This is a genomic window from Serratia sp. PL7 (assembly GCF_945957435.1).
The window spans coordinates 154,929-169,250 of sequence record NZ_CAMFLB010000011.1; the positions used below are offsets into that span (position 1 = coordinate 154,929).

General features: G+C 54.8%; 10 protein-coding genes and 1 pseudogene. 7 read left to right on the plus strand and 4 right to left on the minus strand.

What is annotated here, in order from left to right:
* Positions 1-23: 23 nt before the first annotated feature.
* The 3 genes and pseudogenes from N6G83_RS32735 to N6G83_RS32745 all read left to right on the plus strand — a co-directional run bounded on the left by N6G83_RS32735 (position 24) and on the right by N6G83_RS32745 (position 4,479).
* Positions 24-1,236 (plus strand): annotated as a pseudogene (locus N6G83_RS32735) (IS3 family transposase).
* 181 nt (positions 1,237-1,417) lie between these two features.
* Positions 1,418-3,757 carry an AAA family ATPase gene (locus tag N6G83_RS32740; RefSeq protein WP_260516107.1) on the plus strand — a complete coding sequence of 780 codons (2,340 nt, stop codon included), beginning with the start codon at positions 1,418-1,420 and terminating at the stop codon, positions 3,755-3,757.
* Positions 3,754-4,479 carry an HNH endonuclease gene (locus tag N6G83_RS32745; RefSeq protein WP_260516106.1) on the plus strand — a complete coding sequence of 242 codons (726 nt, stop codon included), beginning with the start codon at positions 3,754-3,756 and terminating at the stop codon, positions 4,477-4,479. Before N6G83_RS32740 ends, N6G83_RS32745 begins: the two co-directional genes overlap by 4 nt.
* A gap of 552 nt (positions 4,480-5,031) precedes the next feature.
* Here the strand turns inward: N6G83_RS32745 and N6G83_RS32750 are convergent.
* A complete protein-coding gene (locus N6G83_RS32750; protein WP_127146624.1) occupies positions 5,032-5,394 on the minus strand; it encodes a winged helix-turn-helix transcriptional regulator in 363 nt (120 codons plus the stop codon).
* A gap of 122 nt (positions 5,395-5,516) precedes the next feature.
* On the opposite strand from N6G83_RS32750, the gene N6G83_RS32755 reads away from it, so the two are divergent.
* Positions 5,517-6,350: an enoyl-CoA hydratase/isomerase family protein gene (locus tag N6G83_RS32755; protein WP_025303894.1), complete on the plus strand. Its 834-nt coding sequence runs from the start codon at positions 5,517-5,519 to the stop codon at positions 6,348-6,350.
* Between the two features lie 14 nt (positions 6,351-6,364).
* On the opposite strand, the gene N6G83_RS32760 is transcribed toward N6G83_RS32755, so the two are convergent.
* Together N6G83_RS32760 and N6G83_RS32765 are read right to left on the minus strand one after the other, a co-directional pair.
* Positions 6,365-8,146 (minus strand): hybrid sensor histidine kinase/response regulator, encoded by a 1,782-nt coding sequence (locus N6G83_RS32760; RefSeq protein ID WP_260516092.1) that lies wholly within the window; start codon positions 8,144-8,146, stop codon positions 6,365-6,367.
* Positions 8,143-8,775, minus strand: a complete 633-nt coding sequence (locus N6G83_RS32765) for a response regulator transcription factor (protein WP_167324519.1) — start codon at positions 8,773-8,775, stop codon at positions 8,143-8,145. The genes N6G83_RS32760 and N6G83_RS32765 overlap by 4 nt, the downstream gene beginning before the upstream one ends.
* A gap of 175 nt (positions 8,776-8,950) precedes the next feature.
* Between N6G83_RS32765 and N6G83_RS32770 the strand changes: the two genes are divergently transcribed.
* Together N6G83_RS32770 and N6G83_RS32775 are read left to right on the plus strand one after the other, a co-directional pair.
* Positions 8,951-9,265 carry a hypothetical protein gene (locus N6G83_RS32770; protein ID WP_025303891.1) on the plus strand — a complete coding sequence of 105 codons (315 nt, stop codon included), beginning with the start codon at positions 8,951-8,953 and terminating at the stop codon, positions 9,263-9,265.
* A gap of 195 nt (positions 9,266-9,460) precedes the next feature.
* Positions 9,461-12,508, plus strand: a complete 3,048-nt coding sequence (locus tag N6G83_RS32775) for an autotransporter domain-containing protein (protein ID WP_260516089.1) — start codon at positions 9,461-9,463, stop codon at positions 12,506-12,508.
* Between the two features lie 138 nt (positions 12,509-12,646).
* On the opposite strand, the gene rluF is transcribed toward N6G83_RS32775, so the two are convergent.
* Positions 12,647-13,516: a 23S rRNA pseudouridine(2604) synthase RluF gene (rluF, locus tag N6G83_RS32780; RefSeq protein WP_048796715.1), complete on the minus strand. Its 870-nt coding sequence runs from the start codon at positions 13,514-13,516 to the stop codon at positions 12,647-12,649.
* 271 nt (positions 13,517-13,787) lie between these two features.
* Between rluF and N6G83_RS32785 the strand changes: the two genes are divergently transcribed.
* On the plus strand, positions 13,788-14,321 hold the full coding sequence (locus N6G83_RS32785) for a hypothetical protein (RefSeq protein ID WP_049204880.1): 534 nt from the start codon (positions 13,788-13,790) through the stop codon (positions 14,319-14,321).
* Position 14,322: the final 1 nt, after the last annotated feature.

Here is a 14,322-nt window from a genome sequence, read left to right on the forward strand (position 1 = left end):
TAAATTTGGCCACCTGATTAAAGGTGATATTCTCACCTCAACATGAAACAGGTGACTTAATGAACAAGAAAACTAAGCGTACTTTCACCCCTGAGTTCAGGCTGGAATGTGCACAGCTGATTGTTGATAAGGGATACTCGTATCGGCAAGCCAGTGAGGTGATGAATGTCGGTTCTACCACGCTTGAGAGCTGGGTACGCCAGCTCAGGCGAGAGCGTCAGGGGATCACACCTTCTACGACCCCGATTACTGCAGAGCAGCAACGTATCCGCGAGCTGGAAAAGCAGGTTCGCCGCCTGGAGGAACAGAATACGATATTAAAAAAGCTACTGCGCTCTTGATGTCCGACTCACTGAACGATTCACGATAGTTGCCAGACGGAGTGACAGTCACACGGTTGTTACCCTTTGCTCCGCTCTGGGAATACACCGTAGTAGTTACCGGTACTGGCGAAAACGACGCGATACTGTCAATCCGGCGTGAGTCAGGTTGTACAGCGAAATATGGCAAGCATGGAACCAGAGTCGGGGCTCTGCTGGCGCACGAACTCTGGCTGAAATGCTGATCCAGAACGGTGTCCCGATGAGTCGTTACCGTGCCGGGCGTCTCATGAAATACCTGAATCTGAGCAGTTGTCAGCCCGGAAAACATCAGTATAAAAATGCCCGTCAGGTACATACATGCCTGCCGAATCTGCTCGAGCGTCAGTTCACTGTACCGGAGCCAGACCGGGTATGGTACGGAGATATTACGTATATCTGGGCAGGAAATCGCTGGTGCTATCTGGCGGTTGTTATGGATCTTTTTGCCCGCAGGGTTATCGGCTGGAGTCTGTCAGCACATGCCGATACCGCACTGATAAGCAGTGCCCTGCGGATGGCCCATGAAACGCGTGGTCAACCGCGCGATGTCATGTTCCATAGCGACCAGGGAAGCCAGTATACAGGCCTTAAATACCAACAACTTCTCTGGCGTTACAGAATAAACCAAAGCGTCAGTCGGCGGGGAAACTGCTGGGATAACAGCCCGATGGAACGCTTCTTCCGCAGTCTGAAAACAGAATGGGTGCCGACGGATGGTTACGCAGGTAGGGACGAGGTCCGGCAGCAAATTAATGATTACATATTGAACTACTACAATAGCGTCAGACCACACCACTATAACGGAGGGCTGACGCCGGAAGAGTCCGAGAACAGGTACCATTTTTACTGTAAAACCGTGGCCAGTATTACTTGACCACTACACACCACATGTTTGGCGAGACCATAAGCGTGGTACCCCTAACAGTATCGCTACAGATTAAACTATATCGGCTTCTGGAAGCTTGCTAATCGCATGAGCATGTAAATGGTGAGGCTGTAGTTTTCAGGAAAGGGCCAGTTTTATTAGGTTAGATCTACGGGAGTTTGCTGGGATAATGGAAAATATAGATGAACGCGATATCGATGCTGCGCGCTTTGAGAGGCAGATTTTAGATATCTGGCGAGAAGAGACTAATCAGACGCCTGAGGGGGGACTCAAGCTTGCCATATTTCTGCTATTTACTGAGCAGAACTCAAAACACATAGTGCTTCCTTGGTCATGGGCCGATACAGAGACGATTTATGGCTTGATGGATGCCAAGCGTAGTGCTGACGACTGGTTAAGACTCAAGGACTCTGATGTAACAGAGCGTGAATGGGCACGTCAGCCACAATATGTGCTGGAAAAACTACGTCATCTTGTTAGCTATAGCGGTAACTCTACGGCAAACTTGCATCGATTGGATTTTCTTGTCAAAAGTTTGTGTGCCAGGAGATCTTCAAACAACTGGGCTCGGAAAGTCGAAAGCTTCGTCGCCGATTTTGCACATGGCTGGTCAGTTAGCGGTCGGGCAATCGTTGATATGAACACGATGACGACAGGTGAGCTAGGGGTTCGTCTAAAAGACGTTCAGGCCGGTGACGATTACGTATTGCCGGCTGAGCTTCAGCCCCATCTTTTCGAGGTCTGTCTTCGTCTTCATGCTCATAACGTGCAATTCCAGTTAGTAGCAGAACAGGGGGCAGACAGTTCTTGGCGCGGCGTAGGGGCAGCCTACAAATTTGCTTGGCCGACTCGCTATCGTTCGGAGTGGACAAATGAGGTGCGTCCCTTTGAGCTCAACGGTCTTGAGTTCGCTCAATGGTTCCTTGACCATAGACATGGCCAACGTATCACGATCGTAGTCCTCCCCACAGCTGATTTACGAGGCAAAGGTCGGGGGGCCGAGATTCGGCATGATCTGCTACAGCGTAGGTGTGTTCTGGGTGTAGTAGAGATTCCTGCTCGAGTGTCTGGTCGTACACGACTTTCGATGCTGATAATGGCGAAGGAGCGATCCAGTAACGATGAATCAGTCCTGCTGATGAACGGTCGCGCGGTAGACGGATTGCGGGACGAGCCTCTGGATCGCTTGGCTAGATTTCTCTGTGCCCCATTCTTGGACGCAATGAAGGGGGATACATTGTCTCGGCTTCCTTATGAGTCCGATCTGGGTGATGCGCTATTAAATCGTGCTCGGAAGATGTTCGGGGCGAAGTTACACGAGGTGCCTGGATTTTTTCGCTATGTGCAGTTAGAAGAAATTCTGGACAACCAGAACGCGGTTCTCGATCCATCTCTGTGGATTTCCGAGCGTGATCCTATGGTCGCGAGCGATCTGCTGGATGGTTCCCCTGTTTACAAGCTGTTGGAGGAACGAGAGCGACCCTGCTGCGTTTACGTCATTGGAAACAACGGTGCGGGAAAAAGCATGCTCTTGCGTCAGCTTGCTAAGGCATATGTGACGTCTGGGCGGCCTGTGCGTGCTATCGCTTCTGCAACCAGTGACAGATTCGAGGCCAAAATGGGGGTAACAGCCGACTACGTCTACCTAGGGGCGCGCACTAGTAATATGTCCACACAGCCGCGAAGACTTGGACGTAAGTTAGCCGAGTTGATGGTTGCTATCCATGCCGACCGCGACAAGATCGCAGCGGTGAGCAGAGTTCTCGACCAACTGTCTTTTGCGGGTCAACATTATCTATTGCCGGAGTCCGCTACCTCCGATGTTCTGGAGTCTGTGCGTGAACTTGGTGTCGATGGGGCTCCAAGTAACATGAATGGGTGGAAGCTCGGCTTTCGAAAAAACCATGAGAATTCGATAGTTCCCTTTGATCATCTTAGTACCGGCGAACAGCAGCTACTGCTTCTGACGGCAAGGCTTGTTGAATACGCCCGGCCCGGTGTTGTCTTCCTGATCGATGAGCCCGAGACTAGCTTGCACGTCGCTTGGCAGCGAGCACTGCCATCGGTTTTTCAGACTATCAGCCGAGACTTCAATTGCCAGATGGTTATCGCTACGCACTCACCGATTCTAATTTCTACCTCGCGTGGGGACGACACATACCGATTTATGGCTGATGGTGGTGTGCTAGAAGCAATTGGGGAGCAAGCTGCAAGTAGTGTCGAACGAGTGCTTTTTCAGGGGTTCGATACCTACACAGGCAACAACCGAGAGGTTCACGAACGCTGTGCTGAGTTGGTTTCGCGGGCTATCGAGTTTGCCAACACGGAGCGAACTGAAATGTTGTCGAGCGTCTTTGATGAATTGCAACAGATGGAGGAGAAGGTTACTAGGGCTGTACCAGCGCTTGGTTCCGAGGTACCTGCGCGGCACCTTGATCTCATCCGGAGAGCTACGCTCGCGATAGAGGAACTGACTAGCTCCGATAAGTCTGAGGAGGCCAGATCGTGAATCAACTAGTGACCGCAGAGAAAGATTTCGGGAAGAACGTATTGACCTCGGTCGAGGCTAGAGCTTTCTATCGTGAATGGCGAAAACTTGCATCAAGCAGAGCCAGCCCCTGGTCTGCCATACGTGCTGCTACATTTATGGTGGAGGGCCAAAAAGATGGTACCGGTATTAAGATCATATCAGCACTTCGATCCCACCTTGCTGCTCTGCAAGCTGAACGCTGCTGTTACTGTCGACGTCGCCTTGTTGGGATTGCTTATGCGCGGCCCATTGAGCATATCCTGCCCAAGAACACCTACGGGCAGTACACCTTTACATACCGTAATCTTGCAGTGGCATGTTTCGACTGTAACCATGTCAAGAGCAAAGCCAATTGGTCAACTTGGCCACAAAATCGTAGGCGGTACATCAATGAAAAGAGCTGCAACAGTTTTTTTCATGCTCGCCTCCATGATTATGACTCTCATGTCAGATATTTTCATTTGGAGACGAATGGTGCATCAATCAGCGTCTACGTTGGCTTGACTCCCCAGGGACGGCATCTTTGTGTTGAGCTACTGAGCAAATCCTCGGAGAGAACCCTTGCGGAAAGTGCCAACCCAAGGTTTTCTGCCGCAATGGACAAACTTCGTGGCCAAGTTCAGCAGATGGCAGCGACAACTGACGACACCAAGTTGTTGGACTTCATGGAAGCGTTGGAACTTGCTGTTGACCCGCTGTAATGGAGTCACAGCCTAGTAGGGGCGACATTAAGGCAACCTATTTGGGGCATAGTTGTCAGGGAAAGACGGTACTCCACCTGATCCCGCACTTGGACCCTCTATGCGAGATCTCGCCCTAGCGAAACCGGTCGATAATAAGCTGCCGCTTGTACTATTACGAAAGCAACTCTGCGACTCTACATCCATTCTGGATATGGTGTTTTTTATGGTACTAAAGAGTTTTTATTGGTTAACTTTTTGTAATGTAATGTTTTTTTTGATTGATAATTGAGTGGGAGTGATTTGACACTTCCCGCAGCCTGTTCGTAACTAGGCCGAAGTGACTGAAACCCTCTGTTTTTACAGAGGGTTTTTCTTTATATGACCAAACATTTTCTGCCTGATGCCAGCCATAAGTAAAGCCGAACATCGTTTGTGGTCTAAATATGGCCTATGTTCAGACCTTGGTATTATTGATAGCGCCAGGGGGCATGAAGAAAGTAGAGACCATCGGTTACGTTAAAAAGAACGGGCCATGCTCGATCTCTCTGAACCTATCTATGGGGGATCGCATCACTCGTCCTGCTCATCATACTTGCGCTGGCACTCCTGAATCGCCTCAATATTCCCCAGCGTCCAGTCGAACAGTATCGAGAACGGCCCCTGCAGGGATTTGCCAAGCGGCGTCAGCGAATACTCGACGCCAAGCACCCGCCCGTCCAACACTTTGCGATGCACCATGCCGTTGCGTTCCAGTTTGCGCAAGGTCTGGGTCAGCACGCGTTGCGTGACGCCATCCAAACGGCGCTTGATGGCGTTGAAGCGCTGCGGTTCACGCAGCACTTCCAGCACCATCATGGACCATTTATCGGCAATCTGATCGAGGACGATGCGGCTTGGGCAGTCGGCGCGGTAAACAAGGTCGGTCGTATCCATCGGTATCCTCCTGCATCCCTGGGATGCTTAAGGTGCGTAATTGACGCCAGGTATGCAAAGTATACCATTCGACACACGGCGTGAAAAACCCGCACTTGTACCCCAGGTAAAAGGACATTGAGATGACAGATACAGATTTCAGCAAGCTCAGGCTGTCTCATGCGCACGGCGTGATGACGATCGCTATCGATAACCCACCGGTAAACGTGCTTGATGTGGCGCTGATGTCGGAAATCAGCCGTTTATTGCTCGCGGTGCGTGACGATCCGGATACGCGGGTGTTGGTGTTCCAGAGCGCGAACCCAGCGTTCTTTATTGCTCACGTCGACATGACCTTGATCGATGAGCCGCACGCTTTCGACGAACTGGCGAGCAACGCGCCGGAGGGGCTAAATCCGTTCCAGGCGTTTGGCGAGCTGCTGCGTAGCCAGCCGCAGGTCACTCTCGTTAAGCTGGCCGGGCTGGCGCGCGGCGGTGGCGCCGAGTTTGTGGCGGCGGCCGATATGGCTTTCGCGGCACGGGAAGCGGCGGGGCTGGCCCAGTGCGAGGCCTTGATGGGCATTACGCCCGGCGGCGGTGCGACGCAGTATCTGACGAGCCGAATGACGCGCGGCCGCGCTCTGGAAGTGATCCTGGGCGCCGATCTCATCGATGCCGCTACCGCAGAACGCTACGGCTGGATTAACCGCGCCTTGCCTGCCGCCGAGCTGGATGATTTCGTCGAGCGGTTAGCGCGCAATATCGCGGCATTGCCTGCGGGGGTGATTGCGGCGGCCAAACAGGCGATGCCTGCACCGGATCTGCAGGCCGGTTTTTATCGCGAGCACGACGCCTGGGCGGGATTGTTCGCACGCCCGGCCGCGGAGCGGTTGATCCGCGGTGGGCTGAAGGCCGGTGCGCAAACCCCGGAAGGGGAGCGCAACCTTGAAGGCCTGCTGCGGCATCTTGCCCGCTAAGGCACCGCCTCGCGCTAGCCCGCCCCCCACTGCGTCAGCAGCGCATGCAGCTTGGCCGGCTCCAGCGGCTTGCGCAGCACCAGATAGCCTTCCTGCTCGGCCTCTTGCAATATCTGTGAGTTGAACTCGCCGCTGACCATCGCGCCGCTCACGTCCGGCAGGCGCTCGAACAGCGCTTTCAGGATGTCGAAACCGCTCTCGCCGGAGCGCAGGCGCTGGTCGCACAGCACGGCGAACGGCGTAAAACCGTCCTCGACAATGGCGAAGGCCTCCTCGGCGGAGGCCGCGCAGCGCACGGTGATGCCCCAGGTGCTCATCAGGCTCTCCCAGGCGGAGGTCACCAAGGGATCGTCGTCCACCACCAGGCAGGCGCCGCGCAGCGGCGCATAGCGGATAGGCGTGGCGGTGTTGTCGTAGGCGGCCGCGGTGTCCGGCGCTTTGTCTTCGCCGCTGTATTGCGTGAAGCGCATCCAGAAGCGCGAACCTTTGCCTTCGACGGAGTGCATGCCGTACTTCACCTTCATCAGTTTGGCGCAGCGCGCCACCACCGCCAGCCCCAGCCCGTGGCCGGCGCTGTCGATTTTCCACGCCAGTTCAGGGCGGTAGTAAGGGGAGAAGATTTTGCTTTTCTCTTCGTCGGCGATGCCCACGCCGGTGTCCCACACTTCCACCAGGCACTCGGGGCCGCGTGGGCGGATGGCGATCAACACGCCGCCCTGTTGCGTATAGCGCAGGGCGTTTTGGATCAGGTTGATCAGCGATTGCCGCACCAGCAGCGGATCGCCCATCACGCTGATACGCCGTCTGGGCCGCCAGGTGCGCAGCGCCAGCGAGCGGCTGTTGGCCTCTTCGCGGAACAGGGTGACCACCGAGTCGAGCAGGGCGCCGATATCCACATGGGTGGCCGCGGTGCGCACGTTGCCGGATTCGATCTTGCTGAGATCGAGCAGCGAATTGAACATCAAATGCACCGAACGCACGCTTTGTTGCAGATCCAGCAGTTGCGGCGTCAGGCTGTCGTCCCGGTTTTTGTGGATGATGGCTTCGATCAGAAAACCCATGGCGTGCACCGGCTGGCGCAGATCGTGGCTGGCGGTGGTCAGGAACTGGTTCTTGTCCAGCAGCGCCTGTTCCGCCTCCTCTTTAGCCTGGCGGAACTGCTCCGCCAGGCGCGAGCTTTGTTCTTCGAGCAGCGCCTGCTGAATAAAGAACGCATGCGAGGTTAACGCGTGGCGGTAAATGGCGAAGCCGTACAGCAAGTTCAGCATCAGCACGATGAACATCACGTCTTCCAGCCGCCAGATGATGCCGAGGTTCAGCAGCCCCCAAGAGGCGAAGAAAAAGCGGGTAAAGGTGCTGATGACGGGCGTCAGGTGCGTTGCGTTGGCGGCGACGATCGCGGCGATGCTGATATTGAGCAGCAGAAAAAAGTCAAAGTTATGGGTCTGTGGGGTAATTAAATAGAGTGATGAGATCCCCAGCCCGTGAATAAAGGCCACCTTATTAATGCGCGGCAGCCAGCGGCGCAGCACGGTGTCTTCATCATTTTCTTTGGCCTCATGCAGGTAGCGACGATGTCCTATTCGGATCGCCACGGCGCATAGCAGGTAAACGATGATCCAGGTAATGGTTGGGCCGAGTTCATCACCCAGCAAATAAATCCAGATGGCGAACGGAATGCCGACGAAGGGCACGGCGGTGAAGCTGAACACCAGCCGCATGAAGGTGTTGTCCAGCAGGCGGATCTGCGCGCGTGGAGAGATGCCATCATTTTGTAAATGCTGGAAAAACTTCATGACGACGGATCCCGTTTGCCGTGCAACAGCGTGATGGCTTCCACTCGGCTGTTGACGCCGATCTTTTTCAATATATTGCTGATATGCTCTTTGACGGTCGGCTCGGAAATAGACAGTTGCGTGGCAATTCTTTTATTTGGCAGGCCGCGCAGCATCATAGTTAATACGTCTAATTGCCTCGGCGTTAAATTGAATTTATTTAAATGGTCATGGTTGTTTTTAATGGCGGCTTCATTGCCTTCCGGGAACCATTCCTGATTGTTATTCAGCGCAAAAACCGCCCTGGCGAATAATTCTGGCGGTTCATTTTTTAACACGAACCCATGCCCGCCGGCATTGTGCACTTTCTGCCAGATATCGTTATTCTCGTCGCCGCTGACCACCAAAATCCGCACCTGCGGATAACGTTGTTTTACTTCTTTGAGTAATTTCAACGCCGTACCGGAAGAGAGCCAAAAATCAATCACCAGTAAACGCGGTGGGCCATTTTCCCTAATATGGCGGTAGTAATTCTCTTCATTGGTCACCACATGCGCCTGTTTGAATCGGCAATGCGTGCTGAGAAAATTGGCAATGCCGCTTGCTACCAATGGATGGTCATCAACGACCAACGCATAATCCTGCCCCAAAGGATTCTCCTTTCGCCTTCAAATATCAGATAGGTCTGATGAATTATTATCAACCCTCCCTACTTTAGGAGGGTTTTTTCGTTTAGGAAAGGGAAATATATTATTCGAGGATTTGGATAAGAGAAAACATAAAGCTAATCGGTAATTTTAACTGATTGGTTATAAAGGATAATTTATGAAGAAACCACTTATCGCTTTAACCGTTACGATGATGATAGCCGGTTGTTCCACCCTGAAAACCGATCAGGCCATTCCATTACTGCAGGCGGAAACCGCCAAAATGCTGGGCCTGGGCTCATCGGACGAAATTACCGTGACCAATGTCAATGGCGCACAGCCAGATGCGCTGGGCGGCCAAAAACTTTCTTATCGCGCCACCACGGAAAAAGGCCGTATTTTTGATTGCTCGTCGCTGATGATGCCGGGAATTTTAGGTTCGTCGCCGTCGCTGAGCGCGCCGACCTGTACGCCGGTGGTCACGCATAAATAATTCGCTTCGGGGGCGGTATTGCCGCTTCCTGGTTTTCCATCGTCGGAGCGTCAGCGCCGGGGGGCAATAAGCTTTTGCTTCGACGATCACTAAACCGGCGTGCGCGAAATAACGCCTCACACCTCCTCTAGTGTATTGAGTTTTCCTATAACAATAAATTTCGCGACATCACGCTAACGAGTACGGAGATAGCCCGTGAATGACAAGACATCGCACCCTTTAGCGGTTAGTACACCGCTTTCCAAACTTTACCTCGCTCTATTTTCTGCGCCGCTGTTGATGCTGGCGCCCGCCGATATCGCTCGCGCAGACGATGCCATTTTTGACGGCGACTCAAAAATTACCGAATCATTGGCCTACACCGGGGACGTTTACGTCGGCCGCAATCAAAGCGGCAATCTGCTGATCGAGAATGGCAAGATCAGCGCCTATAACATCAATATTGGCCGGATGTTCAACGGCCAAATTCATGAGAGCGTAGTCACGGTCCGCGGGCCGAACGCCGAGCTGAACGCGGTGAACGATCAGTTCGTGCTGCGTGGCGGCCTGAATCTGGGGCGGGGCACCTTGCGGGTTGAAGACGGTGCGCTGGCCAGCGCGAAAGAGATCGTGGTCGGCACCACCCGTGGCTATGACAGCCACCTTATCGCCACCGGCGCCGGTTCTCGCGTCACCAGCAATTTTCTCAGCGTCGGCACCGATTTAGGGGCACGATCCACGCTGGCGATTGAAGACGGCGCGGTGCTGAATACCGCCTTTGACGCACGCATCGGCAATGGCAGCGGGCCGGGCGAGAGCGATATGCTGAGCCCGAAAGCCACGGTCACGGGGGCTAATTCCCAATGGAACGTCGGCCGTGCGCTCACGCTTTACGGCGATCTGGACGTGCTGAACGGCGGCGCGGTCAACGTCGGTAATATTCAGGTGGCGGGCGTCTCCGGCGCGCGTAAAACCGCCGAGCTGACGATCGCCGGCAGCGGCTCACGGTTTACCAGCGGCAGCAGCGTCAACGTCGGCGATTACGGCAATGGCGTGTTGGCGGTCATGGACGGCGGGACATTCTCCGCCGGCGGCAACGAAGTGGTGCTGGGCAAGACCGGTTCCGGTTCTAACCGCGGCGCGCTGATTATCGGCAGCCGCGGCAACATGGATACCGGCACCGGGTTGACCGAGCCGACGCTCGGCGCGGCGGGCGCTGCTGGCACTATCGATGCCCAGACGGCGATCGCCCTGCGGGGCGGATTGTTCCGCAGCTATGTGTACTTTAACCATACCGACGGCAATTACGTCTTCAGCAACAAGATGAGCGGCGAAGGCGAGGTGATCAACACCGCCGGGCACACGACGCTGAACGGCGATCTCACTGGCCTGCAGGCAAACGTCACCGCGCGCGGCGGTAAGCTCATCATCGCCAGCGACATCAATACCCAGAAAGAAGACGACATTTTCGAGATCCAAACCCTCAGCGCCGAAAACGGCGGCACGCTGATCCTCAATGCGACGGCGGGTTCCGACGTCAATAACGGGCAGGGCTACAGCAGCGCCGCGTCGATCAAGGCCGGCGGCACGCTGGGCGGCAACGGCACGCTGGGCCAGACCGAGATCCTGTCCGGCGGCCATATCTCGCCCGGCGACGGCAATATCGGCACGCTGACGCTGAAACGCTACCTGAACTTTATCGGCGAATCCTTCTATGACGTCGATATCGTCGGCGACGGCCGCAGCGATCAACTGCTGGTGGCGGGCAAAACCACCATCAGCGATCAGGCCAAGGTGCAGGTTACGGCGCTGGATCCGCAAACCAGCTATAAAACCGGCCAAAGCTACCGCATTCTGACCTCGGACGGCGGCATTGACGGCCAGTTCGCGTCGGCGGTTTCCAAGTCCGCCTTCCTCGATGTGGCGTTGAACCACAGCGCCAACGCCGTGGATCTGACCATCGCGCAGAAAGACACGGGCGGTGAAAACCCTGGCGGCGAGAACCCGGGTGGGGAAAACCCAGGCGGTGAGAATCCAGGGGGCGAGAATCCGGGCGGGGAAAACCCAGGCGGCGAGAATCCGGGCGGAGAAAACCCAGGTGGTGAAAATCCGGGGGGCGAGAATCCAGGCAGCGGCAAACCGGGCATTTTCCAAACGGTGGCCGAGAGCGGCAACCAGTGGAATACCGCTGGCGCGCTCTCGACGCTGGCGCAGAGCGGCCCTTCGCTGGCGCTGTATAACTCGCTGCTGCTGCTGAGCGCGCCGGAAGCGCGCGAGGCGTTCAATCAGCTGTCCGGTGAAGTCTATCCGTCGATGCAGTCTAACCTGATCGCCGGCAGCACCCAGCTGTTCAACGTGCTGAACCAGCGCATGCTGCGCCTGTTCGACAATGACAGCCTGCCGATACCGCCGTTGGCGATGTCGCTGGTGCAACCGGCGCAGGCGCAAAACAGCGGCGTTTGGGGGCAAACCTTCAGTTCCTGGGGCAAAAACAGCGGCAACGGCAACGTGGGCAAGCTGGATGGCAACACCACCGGCTTCCTGTTGGGCGCGGATCGCAAGCTGGCGGACCATAACGTGCGCATCGGCGGCTACTTTGGTTACAGCCGCGGCGACTACGACGTCGACAGCCGCCGTTCCAAGGCCGATACCGACAACTACCACCTCGGCCTGTATGCGGCCGGGCAGCAGGATGCGTTCTCGCTGCGCGGCGCGCTGGGTTACACCTGGCACAAGATTGAAGGCAAGCGCAACGTCGATTTCAGCGGCTTCTCGGATCGGCTGAAGTCGGATTACGATGCGAACTCGCTGCTGGCGTTCACTGAAGCGGGTTACCGTTTCGGTCAGCCGGAGATGAACGTCGAACCGTTCATCAACCTGAGCTACATCCGTTTGCATACCGACAGCTTCCAGGAGTCGGGTGGCGCGGCGGCGCTGAGCGTGCGCAATGAAACGATGAATACCTTCTATTCTACACTCGGGGTGCGCGGCGTGACCGAACTGCCGAAGAACGTCAGCCTTTACGGCTCGCTCGGCTGGCAACATGCCTACGGCGATAAGAACACCTCATCGCGCATGGAGTTTGCCGGCAGCGACGCGTTCATCACGCAGGGCCAGGCCGTGGATGACAACGTGATGGTGGGCGATATCGGCGTGAGCGTGAAGCTGTCGCACGCCGCGACGCTGGATGTCGGCTATCAGGGGCAATTCGGCGCCGATACCCGCGTTAATTCGGTCAACGCCAACCTGCGCTGGTCGTTCTGATTTTCCCTCTAGACTTCTCTGGTACCGACTGGCCCGCTTGATGCGGGCCTTTTTTATGGTGAGAACGCAGTGGCGGCCTGCGACTGACTTTTATGATAAAAAAGCCCGCGCAACGGCGGGCTGAGCGGGGGAAGGCGTTTAACGCCCTTTTTTCTTGCGCCCCGGCTGGGTAAAGCGCTTGCGGCCGGCCGGCGCAGCGGCTTTGTCGGCGCTTTTCGGCCCGCCGGCGCTCGGCTTTTTCGCCGGGGCAGATTTGGCCGGGGCTTTCTTCGTCGGCTTGGCCTCTGACGAAGAGCCTTCAATCAGCTTGAACAGCTCAATCAGCTCGTCATCGGTCAGATCGCGCCATTCGCCTAGCGGCAAGCCTTTCAGGCTGACGTTCATGATGCGCGTGCGTTCCAGCTTGGTGACCTCGTAGCCGAAGTGTTCGCACATGCGGCGGATCTGGCGGTTCAGCCCCTGCACCAGCGTGATGCGGAACACGAACGGCGCCTCTTTCTTCACCTTGCACTTTTTGGTCACCGTGCCCAGCATCGGCACGCCAGCGCCCATGCCGCGAATAAACTCGTCGGTCACGGGTTTGTTGACCGTCACCAGATACTCTTTCTCGTGATTGTTGCCGGCGCGTAGGATCTTGTTGACCAGGTCGCCGTGGTTGGTCAGAAAGATCAGCCCCTGTGAATCCTTGTCCAAACGGCCGATCGGGAAAATGCGTTTGCTGTGGTTGACGAAGTCGGCGATGTTGTCGCGCTCGCCGTCTTCGGTGGTGGTCACGATGCCGACCGGCTTGTTCAGCGCGATCAGCACCAGATCTTCTTCATTGCGCGGTTCGATCAGCTGACCGTTAACCTTCACCACATCGCCGGCAAATACCTGAGCGCCCACGGTGGCGCGTTTACCGTTGATGAAAACGTTGCCCTGTTCGATGTATCGATCGGCGTCGCGGCGTGAGCAGATACCGCTCTCGCTAATGTATTTGTTCAGACGAATGGATGAGTTAGTCAGCATGGGATCTCCGTAAAACGCGGACTATACATTACCCGGATGGCGCTGCGAAGCGAATCATGCAGGGGGCTGGATAAGGGTATCCTGACCGCGGCTACTACAAAGGTATTTGTAATATGTTTTTTCGTTTAATTAATTATAGAAAATCGATGAGGATCTTTCTGCAAATTATTCAAGTTATAAATGGATTATGCCAAATGCAACTCTTTAAGAGTTCATGTATAGATTCATTTTAAAAAAGCATTAGGATATTGATAAATTCAAGGAGGAATAAATGAGCGCATTAGCTGAAGAAGGGACGTTACGACGTATGACCATGGGGGAAATAAAATTGGCACGCCATATATATGGAAGCTCAATTATATATGGTCGTGTATGGATACACTGTGATAGCTATTTCCCGTTTGGCTTACAAAACAGAAGTTATGCCATGGCACCTAATGGTGAGTTGTGGTTACGAAGGGAACTCTATAAAGACGATTTTTCTGATAACACGGTTCTGATAGAAGATAAACATCTTTTCATCCATGAGTTGGGGCATGTATGGCAGCATCAGCATGGGCAATGGGTAAGAATGCGTGGGTTGTTTAGTTGGGCGGCTGAGTACAACTATCGTCTTGATAAGAATAAAATTACTGATTACTCGCTGGAGCAACAAGCTTCGATTTTTGCTGATTACTGGCTGCTGTTGGTTTATGGTATTGAAACGTGGCGTTATTATCAACGTCCTGGACGAGTGGGTAAGTACAGGGGAACCGATAGTTTGCGTGACATTCATGCACTTTATCAAAAAATTATTAAGGGATGAG

Excerpts from the sequence above, each read along its gene's own strand:
- N6G83_RS32785 (WP_049204880.1), top strand. The coding sequence starts at position 13,788 with ATGAGCGCATTAGCTGAAGAAGGGACGTTACGACGTATGACCATGGGG.
- N6G83_RS32770 (WP_025303891.1), top strand. The coding sequence starts at position 8,951 with ATGAAGAAACCACTTATCGCTTTAACCGTTACGATGATGATAGCCGGT.
- N6G83_RS32750 (WP_127146624.1), bottom strand. The coding sequence starts at position 5,394 with ATGGATACGACCGACCTTGTTTACCGCGCCGACTGCCCAAGCCGCATC.
- N6G83_RS32740 (WP_260516107.1), top strand. The coding sequence starts at position 1,418 with ATGGAAAATATAGATGAACGCGATATCGATGCTGCGCGCTTTGAGAGG.
- N6G83_RS32760 (WP_260516092.1), bottom strand. The coding sequence starts at position 8,146 with ATGAAGTTTTTCCAGCATTTACAAAATGATGGCATCTCTCCACGCGCG.
- rluF (WP_048796715.1), bottom strand. The coding sequence starts at position 13,516 with ATGCTGACTAACTCATCCATTCGTCTGAACAAATACATTAGCGAGAGC.
- N6G83_RS32755 (WP_025303894.1), top strand. The coding sequence starts at position 5,517 with ATGACAGATACAGATTTCAGCAAGCTCAGGCTGTCTCATGCGCACGGC.